The sequence below is a fragment of the Paenibacillus sp. 01T431 genome (assembly GCF_056398625.1).
Map to the genome: position 1 here is coordinate 268592 of NZ_JBFTPT010000013.1, position 18546 is coordinate 287137.

At 42.4% G+C, this 18546-nt stretch carries 20 protein-coding genes and 1 other annotated feature; all 20 genes read left to right on the top strand.

The genetic code is table 11. The annotated features are described in order from the left end of the window. Positions 1 to 82: 82 nt before the first annotated feature. The 20 genes from AC1DM9_RS23720 to AC1DM9_RS23815 all read left to right on the top strand — a co-directional run bounded on the left by AC1DM9_RS23720 (position 83) and on the right by AC1DM9_RS23815 (position 18167). Entirely contained in the window at positions 83 to 889 is an 807-nt protein-coding gene (locus AC1DM9_RS23720) for an ABC transporter ATP-binding protein (RefSeq protein WP_477582508.1), read from the top strand. 9 nt (positions 890 to 898) lie between these two features. Further along, on the top strand, positions 899 to 2737 hold the full coding sequence (locus AC1DM9_RS23725; RefSeq protein WP_477582510.1) for an FtsX-like permease family protein: 1839 nt from the start codon (positions 899 to 901) through the stop codon (positions 2735 to 2737). Positions 2738 to 2870: 133 nt separating this feature from the next. Beyond that, a complete protein-coding gene (locus tag AC1DM9_RS23730; protein ID WP_477582512.1) occupies positions 2871 to 3455 on the top strand; it encodes a GNAT family N-acetyltransferase in 585 nt (194 codons plus the stop codon). Positions 3456 to 3468: 13 nt separating this feature from the next. Next, on the top strand, positions 3469 to 3942 hold the full coding sequence (locus AC1DM9_RS23735; RefSeq protein WP_477582514.1) for a GNAT family N-acetyltransferase: 474 nt from the start codon (positions 3469 to 3471) through the stop codon (positions 3940 to 3942). Between the two features lie 38 nt (positions 3943 to 3980). Further along, positions 3981 to 5444 (top strand): serine hydrolase domain-containing protein, encoded by a 1464-nt coding sequence (locus tag AC1DM9_RS23740; RefSeq protein WP_477582516.1) that lies wholly within the window; start codon positions 3981 to 3983, stop codon positions 5442 to 5444. 161 nt (positions 5445 to 5605) lie between these two features. Beyond that, a complete protein-coding gene (locus tag AC1DM9_RS23745) occupies positions 5606 to 5917 on the top strand; it encodes a sigma factor (RefSeq protein ID WP_477582518.1) in 312 nt (103 codons plus the stop codon). A gap of 27 nt (positions 5918 to 5944) precedes the next feature. Beyond that, positions 5945 to 6157: a sigma-70 family RNA polymerase sigma factor gene (locus tag AC1DM9_RS23750; RefSeq protein WP_441875939.1), complete on the top strand. Its 213-nt coding sequence runs from the start codon at positions 5945 to 5947 to the stop codon at positions 6155 to 6157. Next, positions 6150 to 6278 carry a hypothetical protein gene (locus tag AC1DM9_RS23755; RefSeq protein WP_477511696.1) on the top strand — a complete coding sequence of 43 codons (129 nt, stop codon included), beginning with the start codon at positions 6150 to 6152 and terminating at the stop codon, positions 6276 to 6278. The genes AC1DM9_RS23750 and AC1DM9_RS23755 overlap by 8 nt, the downstream gene beginning before the upstream one ends. Positions 6279 to 6465: 187 nt before the next feature. After that, positions 6466 to 6727 (top strand) — a binding site (T-box leader). A 42-nt stretch (positions 6728 to 6769) separates the two neighbouring features. Beyond that, entirely contained in the window at positions 6770 to 8416 is a 1647-nt protein-coding gene (metG, locus tag AC1DM9_RS23760) for a methionine--tRNA ligase (RefSeq protein WP_477511707.1), read from the top strand. Between the two features lie 4 nt (positions 8417 to 8420). Continuing rightward, a complete protein-coding gene (locus AC1DM9_RS23765) occupies positions 8421 to 8885 on the top strand; it encodes an NUDIX domain-containing protein (protein WP_441911147.1) in 465 nt (154 codons plus the stop codon). A 63-nt stretch (positions 8886 to 8948) separates the two neighbouring features. Further along, a complete protein-coding gene (locus AC1DM9_RS23770; protein ID WP_441875951.1) occupies positions 8949 to 9335 on the top strand; it encodes a VOC family protein in 387 nt (128 codons plus the stop codon). A 215-nt stretch (positions 9336 to 9550) separates the two neighbouring features. Continuing rightward, the gene (locus tag AC1DM9_RS23775) at positions 9551 to 10468 is read left to right on the top strand and encodes a phosphotransferase family protein (protein WP_477582521.1); all 918 of its coding nucleotides are present in this window, start codon (positions 9551 to 9553) and stop codon (positions 10466 to 10468) included. Between the two features lie 5 nt (positions 10469 to 10473). Next, positions 10474 to 11337: a MerR family transcriptional regulator gene (locus AC1DM9_RS23780; RefSeq protein ID WP_441875957.1), complete on the top strand. Its 864-nt coding sequence runs from the start codon at positions 10474 to 10476 to the stop codon at positions 11335 to 11337. 53 nt (positions 11338 to 11390) lie between these two features. After that, positions 11391 to 12305: an NAD-dependent epimerase/dehydratase family protein gene (locus tag AC1DM9_RS23785; protein ID WP_477582524.1), complete on the top strand. Its 915-nt coding sequence runs from the start codon at positions 11391 to 11393 to the stop codon at positions 12303 to 12305. Between the two features lie 41 nt (positions 12306 to 12346). Then, positions 12347 to 13396 carry a hypothetical protein gene (locus tag AC1DM9_RS23790; RefSeq protein ID WP_477582526.1) on the top strand — a complete coding sequence of 350 codons (1050 nt, stop codon included), beginning with the start codon at positions 12347 to 12349 and terminating at the stop codon, positions 13394 to 13396. Beyond that, the gene (locus AC1DM9_RS23795) at positions 13396 to 14409 is read left to right on the top strand and encodes a S66 family peptidase (RefSeq protein ID WP_441875965.1); all 1014 of its coding nucleotides are present in this window, start codon (positions 13396 to 13398) and stop codon (positions 14407 to 14409) included. Before AC1DM9_RS23790 ends, AC1DM9_RS23795 begins: the two co-directional genes overlap by 1 nt. Before the next feature lie 83 nt (positions 14410 to 14492). Next, on the top strand, positions 14493 to 16118 hold the full coding sequence (locus AC1DM9_RS23800) for a glycoside hydrolase family 32 protein (protein ID WP_477582528.1): 1626 nt from the start codon (positions 14493 to 14495) through the stop codon (positions 16116 to 16118). Between the two features lie 513 nt (positions 16119 to 16631). Continuing rightward, complete coding sequence (locus tag AC1DM9_RS23805; RefSeq protein ID WP_477511704.1) at positions 16632 to 16997, top strand: hypothetical protein; 366 nt, start codon at positions 16632 to 16634, stop codon at positions 16995 to 16997. A 345-nt stretch (positions 16998 to 17342) separates the two neighbouring features. Continuing rightward, positions 17343 to 17780: a hypothetical protein gene (locus tag AC1DM9_RS23810; protein ID WP_477582530.1), complete on the top strand. Its 438-nt coding sequence runs from the start codon at positions 17343 to 17345 to the stop codon at positions 17778 to 17780. A 90-nt stretch (positions 17781 to 17870) separates the two neighbouring features. Then, positions 17871 to 18167: a hypothetical protein gene (locus tag AC1DM9_RS23815; protein ID WP_477511706.1), complete on the top strand. Its 297-nt coding sequence runs from the start codon at positions 17871 to 17873 to the stop codon at positions 18165 to 18167. Positions 18168 to 18546: the final 379 nt, after the last annotated feature.

An 18546-nucleotide genomic window follows, 5' to 3' on the forward strand; every position in this document is an offset into this window, starting at 1 on the left:
CTCGCTTTAGGCGTCTTCCTTATACTAAGTAGAGTGCAGGGTATCGTACAGGTACCAAGGCAGAAGGAGATGTCACTAAGCTATGACAACAAAAAATCCCGTTATTGATATAAGACAAATATCCAAAATATACGGAAGCAATAAGGCGAATCAGGTTTATGCACTGAACAATATTTCGTTCACGATGCAAGAAGGAGAGTTCATCGGCATTATGGGAGCTTCCGGTTCGGGCAAAACCACACTGCTCAACGTAATCTCGACGCTGGATAATCCAACAGAGGGTACGATTTCAATTGCTGGAACAGATATTACACGAATGAAAGCCCGTGAGCTTTCGGATTTCCGAGCGCAGCGGCTTGGGTTTATTTTTCAAGATTTTAATCTGCTCGACAATCTGACAGTCTATGAGAATATCGCACTTCCCTTGTCCTTGCAGGACGTCCCTGCTGGCGAGATCCGAATCAAAGTGCGTCAAGTCATGGACAATCTTGGTATTACAGCGCTAGCTGAACAATATCCAGCGATGATCTCAGGAGGGCAGCGGCAGCGAACAGCCGCGGCGCGCGCCATCGTTCATGAGCCTGCATTGCTGCTGGGTGACGAGCCGACAGGCTCGCTTGATTTGAAAAATGCGGTTAGTCTGCTCGAGACGATGAAGCGTCTAAACGAGGAACAGCGAATATCGATTCTCATGGTGACTCATGACGCGTTCAGTGCAAGCTATTGCGGAAGAATTTTATTTATACAGGACGGTCAGCTTGTGAAAGAGCTGTACCGAACGGGCAGCCGTGAATCCTTTTATAAGCAAATTTTGGACGTGCTCGGTGATTATGGCTCGGCGGCGGCCGCTGCTGCTTCCGATGAACCTTACGAATCGGAAAGGCAGTGAGGTGAGAACATGCTTATAAAACTAGCTTTATCCGGCATGAAAAGCAAATTTAAAGATTATATTGTACTGCTTGCTGGACTTGTCATGTCGATAGCCATTTTTTATATGTTCCAGACGATGGCTTGGAACCGTGAATTTACGGAGGCAAATGCAGTTATCAACTCGATTGGGCTTGTCTATATATTAGGCTCGGTGCTTCTCTCGGCGATCACTTTTTTCTACATTATTTATGCCAACAGCTTTTTACTGTCGCTGCGCCAGCGGGAATTTGGGCTCTATCTCGTTCTGGGGGCACGCAAAAGTAAAATACGTACTTTAATGTTTATTGAGACGATTGCGCTCGGCATTATTTCACTAGCAGTTGGACTTGCACTTGGGTTTGGCTTATCCACACTTGTGGGGCATCTCATGGCTAAGCAGCTTCAGACGAGTCTTATCGGTTACCATGCTGTATTTGGACCAGCCATTTTATTTACTATTATCTTTTTTACTTGTTTATTTGGACTGTCTGCGATATGGAATCAGCTGAAGCTTTCTCGCATGAAGGTATTGCATCTTGTTCATGGCAATATGCAAGCAGATCGGCTGTGGGGAAGCAGCCCGTGGAAAATTGTACTTAGCATCGTCGGAGCAATTGCTCTCGGGCTCGGTTACTTCGCCCTTACGTTTATGGAGCAGCTGCGGGAGATTGGATTGTATACCGCCACATTCATGACACCGCTCGGAACGTACCTTCTGTTTATGATGCTGCTCCCGCCACTTGTAGTAAGAATGAAAAAGAGGAATCAAACACGTGGAATCCGCGCCTTCACTTTCGGCCAGCTGAGCTTCCGAATTAACGGCTTAACGAAGCTGCTGGCAACAGTAGCGATGCTGATTGCACTTGGAGCTGGTGCAATTGCCGGAGGTATGGCTTTTGTGAACGATGCGAAAATTAGGGGAGAGAGCTACCGCGTTTATGACGCGATCGTGCATAACCCGAATGCGGAAGAAGCAAAGATACTCGCTTCCATTCCGTTCAAGGAGCAGTTCAAGTATCGCTACAAAATAGAGAACGAAATGGTTTATTATGCGAAAGAGGACCTCGAGAACCAGCGGCCATTTGTTCATTCGGGGCAGGGCCGCGAGTATTGGGATGAGATAGAACAGATCAAAGGCCCTCTTCCAGCAGGCTCTGCGAGTGATGCAGATAATACGGATACAGAAGAGCTGTCCAGTCAGAAGTGGAGAGGTTTCATCTGGGAGATTTCGCCACCCATAAGTGAGTTCAGGCTTGTTGATGCAGGAGAGTTCGCAAAGCTTGAAGCAAAGGAACAGTTCGTTGTGATCGGAAGGACGGGTGATTTCCTCGCTTATCGGATGTCATGGAAGGCACTAGACCAGCTGGAAACAGCGAAATCCAATGGGGAGTATCTATCATGGAGCAAGTACAAGAACTATGAGAATGCAATAGGTATCGCTAGCGGTACAGTCTTTATGGGCTTTTTCCTTGGCATCGCCTTTCTTGCTATGATGGCGAGCTGCTTAATGTTCAAAATATTATCGGGTGCAGCGAAGGATGTTCAGCGATATGAGATGCTCAGCAAGCTTGGGGTAAGGAGAGAGAGGTTATCGCGTTCAATCTATCACGAGCTGTTCCTCGTATTTTTATTTCCTGGTATCGTTGGGCTCACGCATGTTCTAGTTGGTATGAATCTCTTCTCGTTTATGTTAACTGAGCCATATTATCGCTTATGGATTCCCATTGTGTTGTTCGTGGTTATCTATGCTGCTTACTATCTATTAACCGTTCGATTGTACCAGAACATCGTGCTGTCAAAGCGGGACAAGGCTGTACATTCAAGGTAACCAAAAAAAGAGCTCTCAGGATGAATGACCTGAGGGCTCTTTATTCGGATAGGACATTACAAATAATTTCCTTTTTAATATTAATTTTATGTATAATAGCGCTTAATACGATTATTGATTATGGGAGGATCACATGAGAGAAATAGATTATAGTCAATATTTTTGGCAGGATGAGGAGATCAGATTACGAGCAATTCAAGATGCTGACTGGGAAGGGCATTACTTCAACCGCTTTGATACGCCAGCTCGGCGCTTACTAGAGTGCACGGTTGAGCTGCCGCCTACGATTGCCGAGGCCAAAAATTTCGTTGAAACTTATGCTGATTTCTCTACGGATAATAGGCGTATCATGTTTGCGATTGAAAATAGAAACGCTGAAAATGTTGGAGGCGTTAATCTAAATAGTATCGATGAGAAAAACGGCACGTTTAGCATTGGCATACAGATCGATAGAGATCACCGAGGCAAGGGATACGGGACTAGAGCGATGAGAATTCTCTTAAAGTATGCTTTTATGGAAAGACGGCTTAATAAGTTTAATGACTATGTACTGGAAGGCAACGTAGGCTCAACAAACATGATGATCAAGCTGGGCTGCCAGCAAGAGGGTGTGCGACGGAAAGTGATTTACACTAACGGTGAGTATAAAGATCTCATTTTATTTGGTCTAACGAAGGATGAATTTGTAAAACAGCAGAAAAAAGATCGTTCTGTTTAGGAGGTTTAACAATATGAATATTCGATTGTTCGAGCAAAACGACAGGCAGGATGTAATAAAGATATTATCGGAGCATCCGCTGCAATTCCCAGATTTCGTTATTGAAAGATATCCGCCTCGGTGGGCGGACTTCGCCAAAGCTCCAGCGGGTAAAAGCCAATATTATGTAGCTTATAGCGATGACAATCAAATTATGGGTCATGCAGGATACCTATTTAATAATGAAGTAGGACTTTATGAAATCGTAGGCGTAGTCGTGAAAAAGGATTTTCAACGAGCGGGCGTTGGCAAAGCTTTGCTTTCTACCATCTGCAATAAAGTAAACGAGCTGAAAGAGAAGGAAATTATTCTTTATGCTTTAGGGCATCCGGGGAATGAAGACACGATAACGTTTTATCAACGGATCGGTTTTGAGGTCAGCCTATATGAAAAGGACTATTTCAGCAGTGGTTACGATAGAGTGACGTTTATTAAACAATTGAGCTAGTAGATTCGTTGAGTATAAAAGAGTGGGTGATTGCATTCATGACTAACGACGTTGAAGGCTTGATAAGTGTTATGGAAATGGATCGACCAGAAAACCATGGTTTATCATCAAAGTCGTTGCTTGCGTTTTTTACTCAAATCAAGCAATTAAACTTGAAGTTGAACAGCTTTATCCTGATGCAAAACGGCAAGGCTACTTCCAAGTTTTATCGTGATCCTTATCGTTCAGGCACTCCGCAGCTGTTATTCTCACTTAGCAAAAGCTTCACATCTATCGCAATAGGGATTGCTTGTGACGAGGGCCTGTTGGATTTAAGAGACAAGGTTATCTCTTTTTTTCCTGATAAGCTGCCTCCTGCGCTTTCGGACAATTTGGCTGAAATAACCATTCACGATCTGCTATCGATGAATGCCGGCCATCATGACAATATTTACGGAAGCGTAGCGGAGCAAACGGACTGGGTTAAAGCCTATTTAGCAATGGAAGTAGAGCATAAGCCAGGAACCTATTACCGTTACAGTACACATTCTACCTATATGATGTCTGCTATCCTTGAGAGAGTAACAGGTCAAAAGCTAACCGAATATTTAATGCCTCGTTTGTTTGTGCCTCTAGGCATTTCATCCCCTTCTTGGGAGACCTGTCCGCTTGGCGTCGTTGCTGGAGGAATGGGACTAAGTATTCCTACTGAAGGGATAGCTAAGTTTGGGCAAATGCTGCTAAACAAAGGCATATTTAATGGCCAGCGAATCGTTTCAGAGAAATACATTTTACTCGCAACCAGCGTGCAAAGCGATACATCGCGAGACGAAGATCGCATCGATTTTTCCCAAGGTTATGGGTATCAATTTTTTCTATGTCGTGATGGCTGCTTCATGGGGAATGGTGGGTATGGGCAGTTATGTTTTGTGTCGCCCAAACATCAGGTTGTTATTGCGGCAACATCGAGCTTCTCTTCCATGAAACAGCTTCAAACCATGCTAGATTTAGTGTATGAACATATCCTTCTGCAAATAGACATGGATATCCACTTTGAAGATGGTGAACAAAAAACAGATTTAGATCAGCATCTCTTGAAAATGGCTTATCCGTTCATACCAGCATTAAGTGAGCCTAGTCCTATTCGCTTAGATGATCTTCGTTTTTCATTCATGGATAATAAACAAGGACTCACTGAGCTTCATTTTGCAGCAAGCGGGAACGAATTTCAGTTTAAGTTACTTTTTGGCGAACAGAGTGTGAAGACGTATCCGTTTAACTTCAGCACCATAAACCATTCAATCGATCATTTTGTGAAAGATTTGGAGACACATGATCAGGAAGTGGTTACAAATGCTTGTTGGACAGACAGCATCCAACTATCTCTTACTTTGATCTACATAGAAACCCCCTATGTGGTGACCTATTTCGTTCGCTTTTATGATCATAAAATAGAACTTAAATGTACCCATAACGTTTCATTTGGATTTGATGCATACGAATTAATTGGTGTGCAGGTTTAGTATTGTGACAGCATAGTTATGCGCTTTAGCGTACATTCAGAGAGGATGCCAAGCGGCGTCCTTTTTTTCTTACATACAGGAGTCCAATTTTTTTTAATCTACCGCACGAAACGGGACTTAGCGACCAATATCATATATTACACAATGTGAGGTGAGTTCTTTTGCCTGTAGAAATCAATCGTCGTATTGAGCAAGTATTAGGAGGCAATCTAGAAGCGTTTTCCAATATTTATAACGCGATCATTGATATGGTTTACCGTACCCTATTCTTGCTAACCGAAAACAAAAATGATGTGGATGATCTTGTTCAGGACGTTTACGTCGAATTGTTCAGGAGTCTTCGGAATTTTGACGGTACGAGACCTTTTCAGCCTTGGCTTTACGGTATCACGATTAGACAACATCAAGCCTACAAACGAAAAAAGTGGAGGCAATTTCGCAATCATGCACATGAGCTTAATAACTACTCATAAACACTCGAAAATGATTTTTCTGACTCTGTGATAGAAAAGCTGTCCAGCCACAGCATATTGGATGATATGGATTGTCTTTCATATAAGCTGAAGCAAGTGGTAGTGCTGCACTATTTAAATGATTTAACACAGGAAGAGGTTGCAGAAATCGTTCGAATTCCAGTCGGAACGGTGAAATCCAGACTACACTACGCATTAAAACAACTAAGGGATAAGAGAAGGAGAGATATCCATGTTTAATAGTGCAGATGAGTTGAAACGCATGTTGATGGAAAAGGCAAATCATATTCATCCGCCAGCGGGATTGAAGCAAAAGGTGCTTGAAGAAATCATGCTCGTTAAAAAAAAAGGTAACGGATGATAACGGAATTAACATCCAATATGAGGTAAGGGCATTCGAGGTTTCGAAAATGTGTGTATGTGCAATCGCGGATAGTTTGATGGAGATACAATAAAGCGAGTTAGGAATAAGGAGGTGTGGGCAGTAACATAATCACCTTGACTTGAAATATCATATTGAGTATAATTCCAATAAATTGAATATTCTAACAAAAGCTATGATGAGAAAGAGTACCAAGGCGATGTCTTTTTACAGAGAGCCCCGGTTGCTGAAAAGGGGTAAAGAATAACTTTGGGAATATGGTCTCTGAGCTGCGCATCGAAACCTCATATGGTTGTAGGCTGCGCTGGAACCCGCACCCGTTACTGTGCTAGGGTATACATGCATAAGCATCGTACCTGAAGAGGTTAATGTCGCGAGGCATTAATAAAATTGGGTGGTACCGCGTGAGCACAGCTCTCGTCCCTTTGGGATGAGGGCTTTTTTGTTTGTCAAAAAAAGGAGGAGTTATGATGACAAATGTGTTTATTGGCGGTGCTTGGCCCTATGCGAACGGTTCATTGCATTTGGGAAGATTGGCGAGTGTATTGCCAGGGGATGTGTTGGCACGTTATTACCGCGCAAAAGGAAATAAGGTGTTGTACGTATCTGGAAGTGACTGCCACGGTACGCCTGTTGCGGTGCAAGCGATTCAGGAGGGTGTTTCTCCGGGAGATATTGCAGATCGATTTCATCAGGAATTTGCCGAATGTTTTAAACAGCTTGGGTTTACGTATGATTTGTATACTCGAACAGACCAGCCATTTCATCACCAAGTCGTTCAACAGTTATTTTTGGCACTTTTAGAAAAAGGACATTTATATAAAAAAACAATCCAACAAACGTATTGTGAAACTGATCAACGATTTTTGCCGGATCGATATGTTGAAGGGATTTGCCCTGTTTGCAGTAACCGTGCGAGAGGCGATCAATGTGATTTTTGTTCAACCTTGCTTGACCCAGCCGACCTGACAGACAAGACATGCAAGCTTTGCGGGAATCCTCCAATTGAGCGGCCAACGGAACATTATTATCTTGCACTCTCTTCCTTCCAAGCTGAATTGACTAAGTATGCAAAAAAAACAAAAGGTTGGAAAGAAAATGCAGTACAATTAACGCAAAGATATCTTGCAGAGGGGCTTCAAGATCGAGCGGCGACAAGGGACTTAGATTGGGGCGTGGAGGTTCCGGTTGCAGGGTTCGAGGATAAAAAAATTTACGTCTGGATTGAAGCAGTGAGCGGATATTTATCGGCAAGCAAGCAATGGGCTGCAGAAACAGGCGGCAGCTGGGAGGCTTTCTGGAAGGACGGAAATGAGGAAATAACCGCTTATTATGTACACGGTAAAGACAATATCCCTTTTCATACACTAATATGGCCGGCAGTACTGATTGGTGCCGAGGAATATCATTTGCCTGATCGAATCATCTCTTGTGAATACATGACGCTGGAAGGGAAAAAGTTTTCGACAAGCAATAATTGGGCGGTTTGGGTGCCGGACATTTTGAAGCGCTATGAGCCAGACTCTATTCGTTATTTTCTGATCGCAAACGGTCCAGAGAAACGGGATACTGATTTCTCTTGGCGAGAATTTATTTATAGTCACAATGGAGAATTGCTTGGTGCATTTGGCAATCTAGTCAATCGTACGCTAGCGTTTATAAATAAATCTTTTGAAGGAAACGTTCCTGAAAGCAAGCAGAACGCGGAATGGATGAAAGCCATTGCTTCTTTATATGTTGAGTCAGGTGCATGCATTGAAGAAGGACGACTAAAGGAAGCGATTGAGTTAATTTTTGCTACTATTCGCAGAGCAAACAAATATTTTGATGAACAAAAGCCATGGATTCAGATTAAAGAAAATCGAGAGGCTTGTGCTTTTACTATAAACACTTGCGTGCAAATTATAGCGAATCTGTCTCAATTGTTGAGCCCGTTTATTCCTTTCTCATGCGAGAAAATAAGAAGGTTTCTGACTCTTCCTGAGCCTAGCTGGGAGCTCATTAGTGTAGCTGCTAACCAAAAAATTCAAGGTTTAGAGCTGTTGTTTGAGCGTATTGACGTTGGTTGCATTGAGGAAGAAACAAATGCGCTAAAGATTCAATCCAAAAGGGAGTGAGCCTATGAATAAGAGAATTATCGTCACTGGCGGAGCCATTATTAAAGATGAAGCTGGAAGAATATTATTGCAGAGAAGATCAGACTATGGAGATTGGGGTCTGCCTGGCGGCGGAATGGAAGCGGGAGAGAAAATTGAAGAAACGATGATAAGAGAGGTGTTGGAGGAAACGGGGCTGCATGTAACAGAATATGATTTGTATTCCATTTATACTGGTCCCAATATGCAGTATCGATATCCTGATGGCAATGAAGTTGTATTCGTTATGTTTATCTTCAACGTGGCGGTAGATTTAACAGGTAAATTAGCTGAGGATGGTAAAAATGTACTGCATACGGATAGCAATAATGAGTCACTGCAGTTAGTTTTTACGAAATTGGAGGATATCGATATTGAATGCATTAGCAGCGTGCAGAAGCAGCTGTTTAGGGATCTATTGAATCATAAAACGGATATTTTGCGAGGGTGATGATTGAATTTTCTTTTTGATACATTAGTTAGGATAAATTATAAATTTTAGGAGCTGTTAAGAGTGGGAAATAATAGTGCAAACTTGGTTCAATTGAAAGGACCATCATTGGTTTTTCTAGTAGCCGATATACACGATTCCATCCATTTTTATGAAAATATCGGATTTACTTCAGAAAATATTGGCGGACATATTCATATGAGCTACGGCGATGTGACCTTTATTTTGCACGAAGCTAAATTGAAAAGTGATATTCGGCCCAATTCGTCAGTAGAAGGCGGACTTTATTTTGATGCTTTCTGCTATACGAATCCAGAGGGACTAAGACAATTACATAAGTTGTTTATCTCAAAAGAAGTGAAGATTGTGCAAGGACCGCATTGGTCAGATGGATGGAGTGAGCTTACCATTGTCGACAATAACGGTTATCGTATTGCTTTTGGCGGATAAGCATTATTTTTTAAGTCGATGTGCCCGAACTTAAAAGTCTTGATTTGAATAATGGCATAAAGCATGTCATTAATCGAAGTATGAGATAAAGTTGAAGCGTTGAGAAATGGTTTGGACAGTTTTTACCTAGAGTTGACTATGAAACGTTTTTTACCTTTGAGCGATCCAGCAGTGAAGCTAAAATAAATGTATAACCTTGTTAAGGAGCTGCTGCAATGCCTAATAAAAATGAGCTTATCTCATCATTATTATTTATGGCCAATGAATGGGGGTTAACGGATATTACGCCTCATGTGCTTAGTGAGGGTGGGAATTTAATTATTCATCTAGCTCCTTATCCCATTGTGGCAAGAATAGCGATTGTCCTCTCTGAAGCAGATGGAGAGTATGCATACAAGATACTGGATCGAGAGCTGCTTGTTGCGCGTTACCTTCATTCCAAGAATGTCCCTGTACTGCTGCCAACTAGCCTTGTTGATGCGGGTCCTCATAACGTGGCAGATACATGGCTGACGCTGTGGGCTTATGTCCCTCCTATAGCCTTGCAACCTCCATCACCGAAGGAAGCAGTTGATCTTATTAATAAACTTTCTAAGGCAATGAAAGACTTCGAAGGTGAGGTCCCTATGCTTGGTGTTTGGGAGCGCACTTGTCAATCAGCACAAAGATTAAGACAAAACCCCGATGAACGAATACAAGCATTATTGCAGAAGTTTCATAAATGGGATGAGCAGATGCGGAAGGAGCTAGGCCTGTTATTTCCCAGTCATGGTGATGCCCATGCAGGAAACCTGATACCGAGCCCGGAGGGCTGGTTATGGATGGATTTTGAGGACATATCATTAATGCCCTACTACTGGGATTTGGCCTCCTATGTTGGCAACCTTGTTTTATTTGGTGGAACACAAGAGCCAACTTTCACATGTATGCTGAATCATTCTGATATTGTTTCTGACAAAAAGGCATTTGGTTTTGCAGTTTCTGCACGCATACTGATGTCTACCTTAGGCAATCTGGATTTTGCTCTCGCAGGGCATGGTGATCTGGAGTTTGCAACGAAACAACTTGAATTAGCTGAACCCATTCTGCAGCAGATAGATCTATTAACAGGCGAGACTCTCAAAGGGGAATAGATTCGATGAGCAACGATCAATTCTACTCTATAGGCCAAGCGGCAAAGATATGTAATATCGCTGTTCAAACACTGCGCTTTTACGACAAGATCGGCTTGGTCATACCCAGCCATACGGATAAATCCACTGGTTATCGGTATTACTCCAATTATGAACTTCTTTATATTAAAATCGTCCAAGACATGAAAACATTGCAATTTTCGCTTGATGAAATAAAAGCAGCTTTAAAAGAGGGAAGCTTAAGTAGTTTAATAGAGAAGCTTGAATTAAAACGAAGGAACACGATTACTGAAATAGAACAATTAGAGCAGCTTGTACAATTAATAGGAAAGAGGTCGGAACAAATCAATTATTTGCTGGATTTAGGCGATGAGCTTAAAAACCTTGATGTATTAGTGGAATTAAAACATTTGCCGGAGCGGCTTATCCTATCTGATCGCAGCAGATCAGCGTGTGGAATGGAAGCGTCGGTTGTGAAGTTTACACGATTATTTCAGCAGGCGGAAGCAAACGGATTAATTCCGAAGCAATTGATGACGATTTACCATGAAAATATTTTGACATTTGATCGAGAGGATTCCGATTTGGAGTTTTGTATTTCTACCGACTCTACTGGAGCTCAAGCTCCAAATGATTATAGCCGAATTATTCCTGAAGGCGAGTATATTACAGCTCTTTATTGCGGAATTCCGAATGCCGAATCGTGCAAACGGATTTACAGCAAGCTGCTGGAGTGGATGGAGAAGCATAACTACATCGAAGCGGGCCCATCGATTGAGCTGTATTTGGTTGATATGGCTCAAATGATGAAGCCGGAGGAGTTTATTGTAGAGCTTCAAGTTTCTGTTCGAAAAGCGTTGACCCTATAGTTACTATAGGGTTTATATTGTTTTTATTCACCAAATGGGGAGGAAAAAACAATATGAATGTGATTTTCGGAACGGGTCCGCTGGGTATGGCTGTCATGAGGGAGCTTGTTGCTCTTGGAGAAACTGTCAAAATGGTTAGTTTGAGCGGGAAAGCGACTGTGCCTTCAGGGGTGAGTGTAAAGCAAGCGAACGTAATGAATGAGGATGAGACAAAGGCCATAATAAAACATACAAAGGTTGTCTTTCAGTGTGCGCAGCCGCCATATCAGAAGTGGCATGAGTTGTTTTTGGCTTTTCAGGAGCATATCATTTCGGGAGCTATAGCTGCAGGAGCGAAGCTGGTCGTTGCCGAAAATGTATATATGTATGGGCAGGTTAATGGGAGCATGCATGAAGGATTACCGTACACAGCTGTGACTAAGAAGGGAAAAGTACGCGCAGACATGTCTAGTCGACTGCTGCAGCTCTATCAAGAGGGAATGCTGCAGGTGACGATGGGGCGGGGAGCGGATTTTTTTGGACCAAATGTTCACCATTCTTCTGTTGGTTCACGGTTGTTCAAGCCGATAGTGAAAGGCAAAGCTTGCACGGTTATGGGAAACCCGGATAAGAAGCATACGTATACGTTTATCGATGATTTTGGGAAAGCGCTCGTTGTGTTAAGTCAACATGAAGATTCATATGGCCGTGCCTGGCATGTTCCGAACGATACTGCGGTTACAACAAGAGAATTTGTTGAAACAGCTTATCGACTTGCTGGATTCCCTGCAAACCTTCAAACCATGGGGAAAGCGATGCTTCGAATAGGGGGATTGTTTATACCGGCAGCGCGAGAAAGCATCGAAATGCTGTACCAGTTCGAAAATGATTTTATTATTGATAGCAGTCTATTTTCAGAGAGGTTTGGCTTCACGGCTACACCCTTAGAGAAAGCTATAGCTAAAACATTGGAATCGACTGTAGTGTAGAGGTTTTGCAGGTGTGACCATGAAGAGATGGAGGTACACTTATGGATGAAAATAATCAATGGAGTGCTAACACACTGGTGAAAATTGATCATTACAAATTTAGTGGACTGGACAGTTCTTTAATCGGTGCCATTAAATCTACGGCTGACTTTTATCAAATGCCTCTATCGGCAGCATGGATTTATGGCATGACGGGTCTTGCTTTCTTACATGTCATTGATGAAAGACTAGTTGAACCTAACGGGGGACCGCCTGAGCCGGAGGTTTTTCGGCTTGTTCGCAATATTGGATTAGAGGTTAGTGGGTTGCATGCTTATGCGGAAGGAGAAGACTTTAAACGTCTACAAGCGGAAGCGTGGGAGAAAGCAAAGCGCGCCTTACGTGCCAATCATCCCGTTTTTTCTAAAAATATTGATATTCAAAACCAGACATCTGTCGTGTACGCCCATGATGATCACGGTTATTATACATATAATTGGCATACAGGGTATGAGCACAGCGAAGATGCAATACCTTGGAGTTTCTTAGGTCTAAGCCGCTGTCCTTGTATAAACTGTGTAAAGAATGGAGAGAAATCTGAACAAAAAAACAAGGCATGCGTCCTCATTTCTTTGCATTCAGTTGTTCCTATTCAAGCAGTAGACGAACGAACCGCTTTTATAGAAGCGCTTGATTATGTTATTCGTTTAAATGAGGATGGCGATTATCGGTGGCAGGATAAAACGTATCTCGTTGGTGCAAAAGCTTACGAATGGTGGCTGGACGCACTCGAGAGGGAAACGATAGATAAATATTATTTCAGTTTATTTATCGAAATTTTGTGCGAAGCTAGGAGTCATGCCGTGCTGTTTCTAATGGAATTAAGTGGAAAATTATCTGGCGTGGGAGGACAAAGCTTTAACGAGTTAATCCATACGTATAGACAAGTTGTCTCTCGATCTAATAAGCTGAAAGAGATGTATCCATATCAAGAGCCGCGAGAGCGCGAAGTGAAACAAAAAGAGCAATGTATAACCATCGTTAAAGAGCTAATGGCATTAGAGAATGACGCGTTCTCTATTTTAAAAGACATTTATGCTGGGGGACAATGATGATCAAATATCCGAGGTTTGAAGAAGGAGCAACGATAGGCGTAACGGCACCATCGCATGGGGTTTCTGCTTCTATGCATGACTCGTTTAAGCTGGCTTGCAGTCGTATGGAGACGAAAGGGTATTCAGTCATTTGCGGGGAGACAGTTTGGACGCAAAATAAAGCCAAATCATCACCTGCCAAAAAACGTGCCGATGAGTTTAATGAAATGATGAGCAGCGATCACATTGATATCGTCATTCCTCCATGGGGAGGTGAGCTGTTGATTGAGATGCTTGAATATATTGATTTCAACCGCTTAAATGATAAATGGATAATGGGCTATTCAGATATAAGCGTGCTGCTGTTTGCTACTACGTTAAAGACAGGCATAGCGACTGCACATGGTGCTAATTTATTTGATCTAAGAGGCGAATATTCGGATGAGACGACAGCCATGTGGCAACCGGTTTTATCAACTAAGGCGGGAGAAGCTATCATTCAATACTCGTCTAACAACTATCAAAAAGAATGGCAGCACGATAATCCAACCCCTTATGTATTTCATTTGAACGAGCCTACATTCTGGAAATCGACCTCCAACCAACAAGTGAAGACCGAGGGGCGTATACTTGGAGGCTGTATTGATGTGATTAGACATTTAGTAGGCACACCTTATGGTGATGTATCCGCTTTTCGAGAGCAGTTTATCGATGGTGAGCCTATTTTGTGGTACCTCGAAAACTGTGAGTTATCGACCGTAGATTTACGCAGATCACTGGTTCAAATGAAGCTGGCAGGCTGGTTTGAGCAAAGCCCATGCATTTTGTTCGGACGGAGTCCAGCAAATCAACCTGTAGATGGTTATACTGTTGAAGATGTATATCAAGAGCTCGCAGAAGAGCTTCAAATTCCGATCATTTATGATCTGGATTGCGGGCATGTCCCTCCACAAATTACACTCATAAACGGTGCTTATGCCGAAGTGGAAGTTGATGAGGGTAAAGGTATAGTCAAGCAGTATTTTAAATAGTGGCAAAGGTCAAAAGAATACTATTTGCAATATAGTGCTGATCCTAGAATTAAGAGAACGTAGCAGCAGTATTTACAGCAGAGGTGAGTCCGTCTTTCGAAAGCAATGGTCTGGAGCTATTTGCGATCGGGAGGACGGATTGGTATAAAAAAGTAAGCGTTTACACATGCTCAATTGGCGTGATGAAAATTCACAAGCAAGGATGGGTGATCAGGTTGGAAAATACGACAAGCAAACAAGACCTTCATCAACGTTATATTGCAAATGCGAATAAAGCGCTTCAAGAAAATGTGAAAACGATTGATACAACATATCGGCTTCATTATCATATGATGCCGCCAGCAGGCTGGATGAATGACCCGAACGGCATGATTTATTTTGAAGGACATTATCATTTGTTTTATCAGCATGACCCCTATCAATCGAAGCAAGGTCCGATGCACTGGGGACACGCTAGGAGCAAGGATTTAGTTCACTGGGAGCATCTGCCGGTTGCGATAGCACCCTCCGAGGATTATGACAAAGCAGAGTTTGGCGGACAGGGCTGTTGGTCAGGAAGCGCAGTAGATAACAATGGGGTTTTAACGTTAATTTATACGGGGCATGTTGATGGCAAAACACCGGAAGAGGTTCAAGCTTTAGCAACAAGCACCGACGGTGTGACGTTCCACAAGTATGCTGCTAATCCGGTGATCGGTGATTCACCTGACGCGCAGCGGTTCGGGTTCCGTGACCCGAAGGTGTGGAAGCATGAAGATAAATGGCATATGGTCGTTGGTTACGGCAAAGACGGACTTGGCAAAGGGTTAATTTATACGTCGAGCGATCTGCTCAGCTGGGAATATCAAGGTGCTGCGACGCAGAGTGATGGTACGATGGGTGATATGTGGGAATGTCCAGATCTATTCCCGCTTGGAGAAGGCAATCAGCATACGCTGCTCATCTCCCCGATGAATATTGCACCTATCAAAAACCTGTATTTGTCAGGGACGTTCGATTACGCAAGCTGCCGCTTTGAGAAGCAGCAGATGGGACAAATCGATTATGGCTTTGACTTTTATGCGCCGCAAACGCTGCTTGATGATCAAGGCAGAAGAATTATGATCGCATGGATGAACATATGGGGAGCTAAGATGCCAGAGCAAGCGCATGGCTGGCTTGGCGGAATGACACTGCCGCGCGAACTGACGTTAGCAGCGGATGGTACGGTAAGAAGCAATCCAGTGCCGGAGCTTTCCGTGCTGCGTGGACAACAGGTTTCGGTGTCTGATCTAGCTCTATCAAGCAACGAATTTGTCAAAATAGACGGCGTCCGTGGAGACTCTCTTGAAATGGATATTGTATTTGATCTGGCTGGAACGGAAGCAACAACAGTAGGTATTCGTGTACGCAGCTCCGAGGATGGGACTGCCTATACAGAAATCAGCTATTCCATAAGCGAACAAAAGATTTATATGGATCGTAATCTCGGCGGTGAAGGCGATGGCGGAATTAGTGAGGCGCCGCTTCAGCTGTCTTCAGACTGGCGTTTGCAGCTAAGACTGTTTCTTGATCGCTCCTCTATTGAATTGTTTGCAGGTGAGGGCAGAGTCGCCATGACCAATCGGGTTTATCCGAGACCAGAAGATATAGGTATCTCTTTCTTTGCTCGCGGCGGAGACGCGCTTCTTCAAACCGTAAATGCTTGGCAGCTGCGCTCGATTTGGTAATGAATGTTGATAATGTTGATACCGTAATTGTCTGAGGATTTTACGTTGTTGCGCGTGACGAGTTGTTGATGGATTTCACACTTTGATTAAAAGATTTGGTAGACACGTTTCAGACAGTGGGTTCGTGATTTTGTCTGCAATCCTCCAAAGGGCTGTTCCAAGCGTAGATTTATCTACGCCTGGGACAGCCCTACTTTATTTTGATGGAATTTAGGCAAAACGATGAGCTCCCCTTATCCAATACACGGCTTACGAACCTAGAAACTCTTATCTAAACCAATCCGAATGGATTAACATTGTAACGAACTCTAGAATCGTTATTTCGAGAAAAGCAGCTAAAGACACCTTAAAAATCATGCTTTAGCGTTAATTGTCCACAGAAAATAAAGTATTAGATTGAGAAAATAAAGCTTTAGACTTGGGGTGCTTCATTACGCTAACTGGCAGTTATCCGCAACATTAAATATATTCATAACGTCCCTATACTAACAGTTAATAATATAAGAAGGTTAGGTGGATAGAATTAAGAAGATATTTCAAGTTTTTATTTTTAGTTTGATGATTGCTCTGCTTGTCTCCTGCTCTACATCCCAAGCTTTACCCAATGCTACGGCTATCTCTTTGAAACAATCCTTAAGTTTGGATAACTTCAATAAGTTTCAGACTTTATTCAGTGAAGGAAAGTGGTCAACTGCTACGAAGGAATTATTTGAGAAACTTAAGGAGATCGATTCAGCAGGCGCAAATTTCAAAAGCTATACTGTCATCACACTAGATAATGGTGAGATGTTACTTGTTAATTTAACCCCAGATGAGGAACAAGCTATCCAGAGCATAACTATTATTCCTAAAGAGTATAAAGTTCTTTTTACCGAATAGATGTTGATTACGCTAACGGGAAACTATAGCGTAACAAACAACAGGACGAACCTGCCGATATTGAACGTCAGCCTCGTTGAGCAAACGGGCAGGATGTTTCCATAATATTTCACTAATTTATAACGTATTGCCGACATTTAATTGTCACAGGAGGGTGTTAGACGAAATGACAGAATATAAACTATTTCTTTTGGACTTGGATGAATTTAGAAAATCAATTGAGGAAGCAAAGAAAAAGTACAACTTTTAAAAATAAACATTGATGAACGAACTGAAAATGATGCAGCTGGCGAATACATACCTTTTCAGAATGGGAACGGTCAGGTTATCATCTTTACTAAAGGCGTGTTTAAACTATGGGGGGAATACTATAGCGACTCAGAGACTATTTCTCCAAGTAAGGTTGCAACATTTGTATTAATGCACGAGATTGGACATTTTGAGGATGAAAATAGTATTAAATGTAAAGCCCGTCTTAAAGAGTTAAAAGAAAGCGAGAAATTAAGTGGATATTATAAATTAAAATTGCATAGCGAGCTTATAGCAGACACAAATGCACAAGATAATGAGCTGAGGGAACTTTTTAAACTAAGTGAAACGGACATGGAGGAATACAAACTTTATCACGCACAGAACATGAAAACTATCTCTCGACGTATTCTAGGTAGCGATGAGTTTAAAGGGAAAAAGGAAATTCCCGAAATAGTAGCAATTGATAAGGCTGCAAATACCTCAAAGCCACTTGAGGCATTGCTTGGTGATTACGACAGTAAATTTGTCTAGTTGTGACTCATTCATTAAACACAAACTCGACCGGATTCTTGTTAAGCTAACGGGAGACAATAGTTCAACTTTTCTGCAAGGGAGGTATATATGGGAACCAATCGTTCAGTCAATGCCCTTGTTCAATGGGACAAAGACCCAAGCAAATATCCATGTAACATCAGGTTGCCGGATTTAATCGTGCATTACGGAAGCATTGAGGGGAAAAGATTAACCGGTGAAGCATGGACCGTGCCTGTAAGAATTACAGGTTATATTGAAGGCACATATGATACATATGCGGATGTACGATTTTTAGTGGATGAAGCACCTTGGCATTTACTTGTTAGCGGATACGAGTTTAAATTATGGGCTGGCAGAGAGATTGCTACTGTTAAAGTTCTATAGTTTGCAATATGAAGTTAAGTTATAGTAAGAACGATAGCACCATGACATGACGGCAACCGGCCACACGATCGGTTGCCTTTGTTCGTTGAAGTAACGGGCAGAATAGTTCCATTAAGTGGTATTCTAAGATAAGGGATTTGAACAGGGGGGCAATGTTGAGGGAAATAAAGCATCCAGTTAAGAGTCCATCAAGGATTGGAGCCATTATAGGCATGATTGCTATTATATCGAGTCAATCTATTCTTGTATTGAAAATATGGGATCAGAGAGGTATATTCTACGCTTCGTTAACGGTGATTCTTCTATGTTTAGTTGTACTGTTACTCGCATTGTACAGAACATTTTTTAAGAAACCAACCGTGTTATGCCTATCCAATGA

Coding starts and splice junctions, on each gene's coding strand:
- AC1DM9_RS23740 (WP_477582516.1), top strand. CDS start 3,981: ATGACTAACGACGTTGAAGGCTTGATAAGTGTTATGGAAATGGATCGA.
- AC1DM9_RS23725 (WP_477582510.1), top strand. CDS start 899: ATGCTTATAAAACTAGCTTTATCCGGCATGAAAAGCAAATTTAAAGAT.
- AC1DM9_RS23730 (WP_477582512.1), top strand. CDS start 2,871: ATGAGAGAAATAGATTATAGTCAATATTTTTGGCAGGATGAGGAGATC.
- AC1DM9_RS23815 (WP_477511706.1), top strand. CDS start 17,871: ATGGGAACCAATCGTTCAGTCAATGCCCTTGTTCAATGGGACAAAGAC.
- AC1DM9_RS23765 (WP_441911147.1), top strand. CDS start 8,421: ATGAATAAGAGAATTATCGTCACTGGCGGAGCCATTATTAAAGATGAA.
- metG (WP_477511707.1), top strand. CDS start 6,770: ATGACAAATGTGTTTATTGGCGGTGCTTGGCCCTATGCGAACGGTTCA.
- AC1DM9_RS23755 (WP_477511696.1), top strand. CDS start 6,150: ATGTTTAATAGTGCAGATGAGTTGAAACGCATGTTGATGGAAAAGGCA.
- AC1DM9_RS23775 (WP_477582521.1), top strand. CDS start 9,551: ATGCCTAATAAAAATGAGCTTATCTCATCATTATTATTTATGGCCAAT.
- AC1DM9_RS23795 (WP_441875965.1), top strand. CDS start 13,396: ATGATCAAATATCCGAGGTTTGAAGAAGGAGCAACGATAGGCGTAACG.
- AC1DM9_RS23735 (WP_477582514.1), top strand. CDS start 3,469: ATGAATATTCGATTGTTCGAGCAAAACGACAGGCAGGATGTAATAAAG.
- AC1DM9_RS23790 (WP_477582526.1), top strand. CDS start 12,347: ATGGATGAAAATAATCAATGGAGTGCTAACACACTGGTGAAAATTGAT.
- AC1DM9_RS23720 (WP_477582508.1), top strand. CDS start 83: ATGACAACAAAAAATCCCGTTATTGATATAAGACAAATATCCAAAATA.
- AC1DM9_RS23785 (WP_477582524.1), top strand. CDS start 11,391: ATGAATGTGATTTTCGGAACGGGTCCGCTGGGTATGGCTGTCATGAGG.
- AC1DM9_RS23780 (WP_441875957.1), top strand. CDS start 10,474: ATGAGCAACGATCAATTCTACTCTATAGGCCAAGCGGCAAAGATATGT.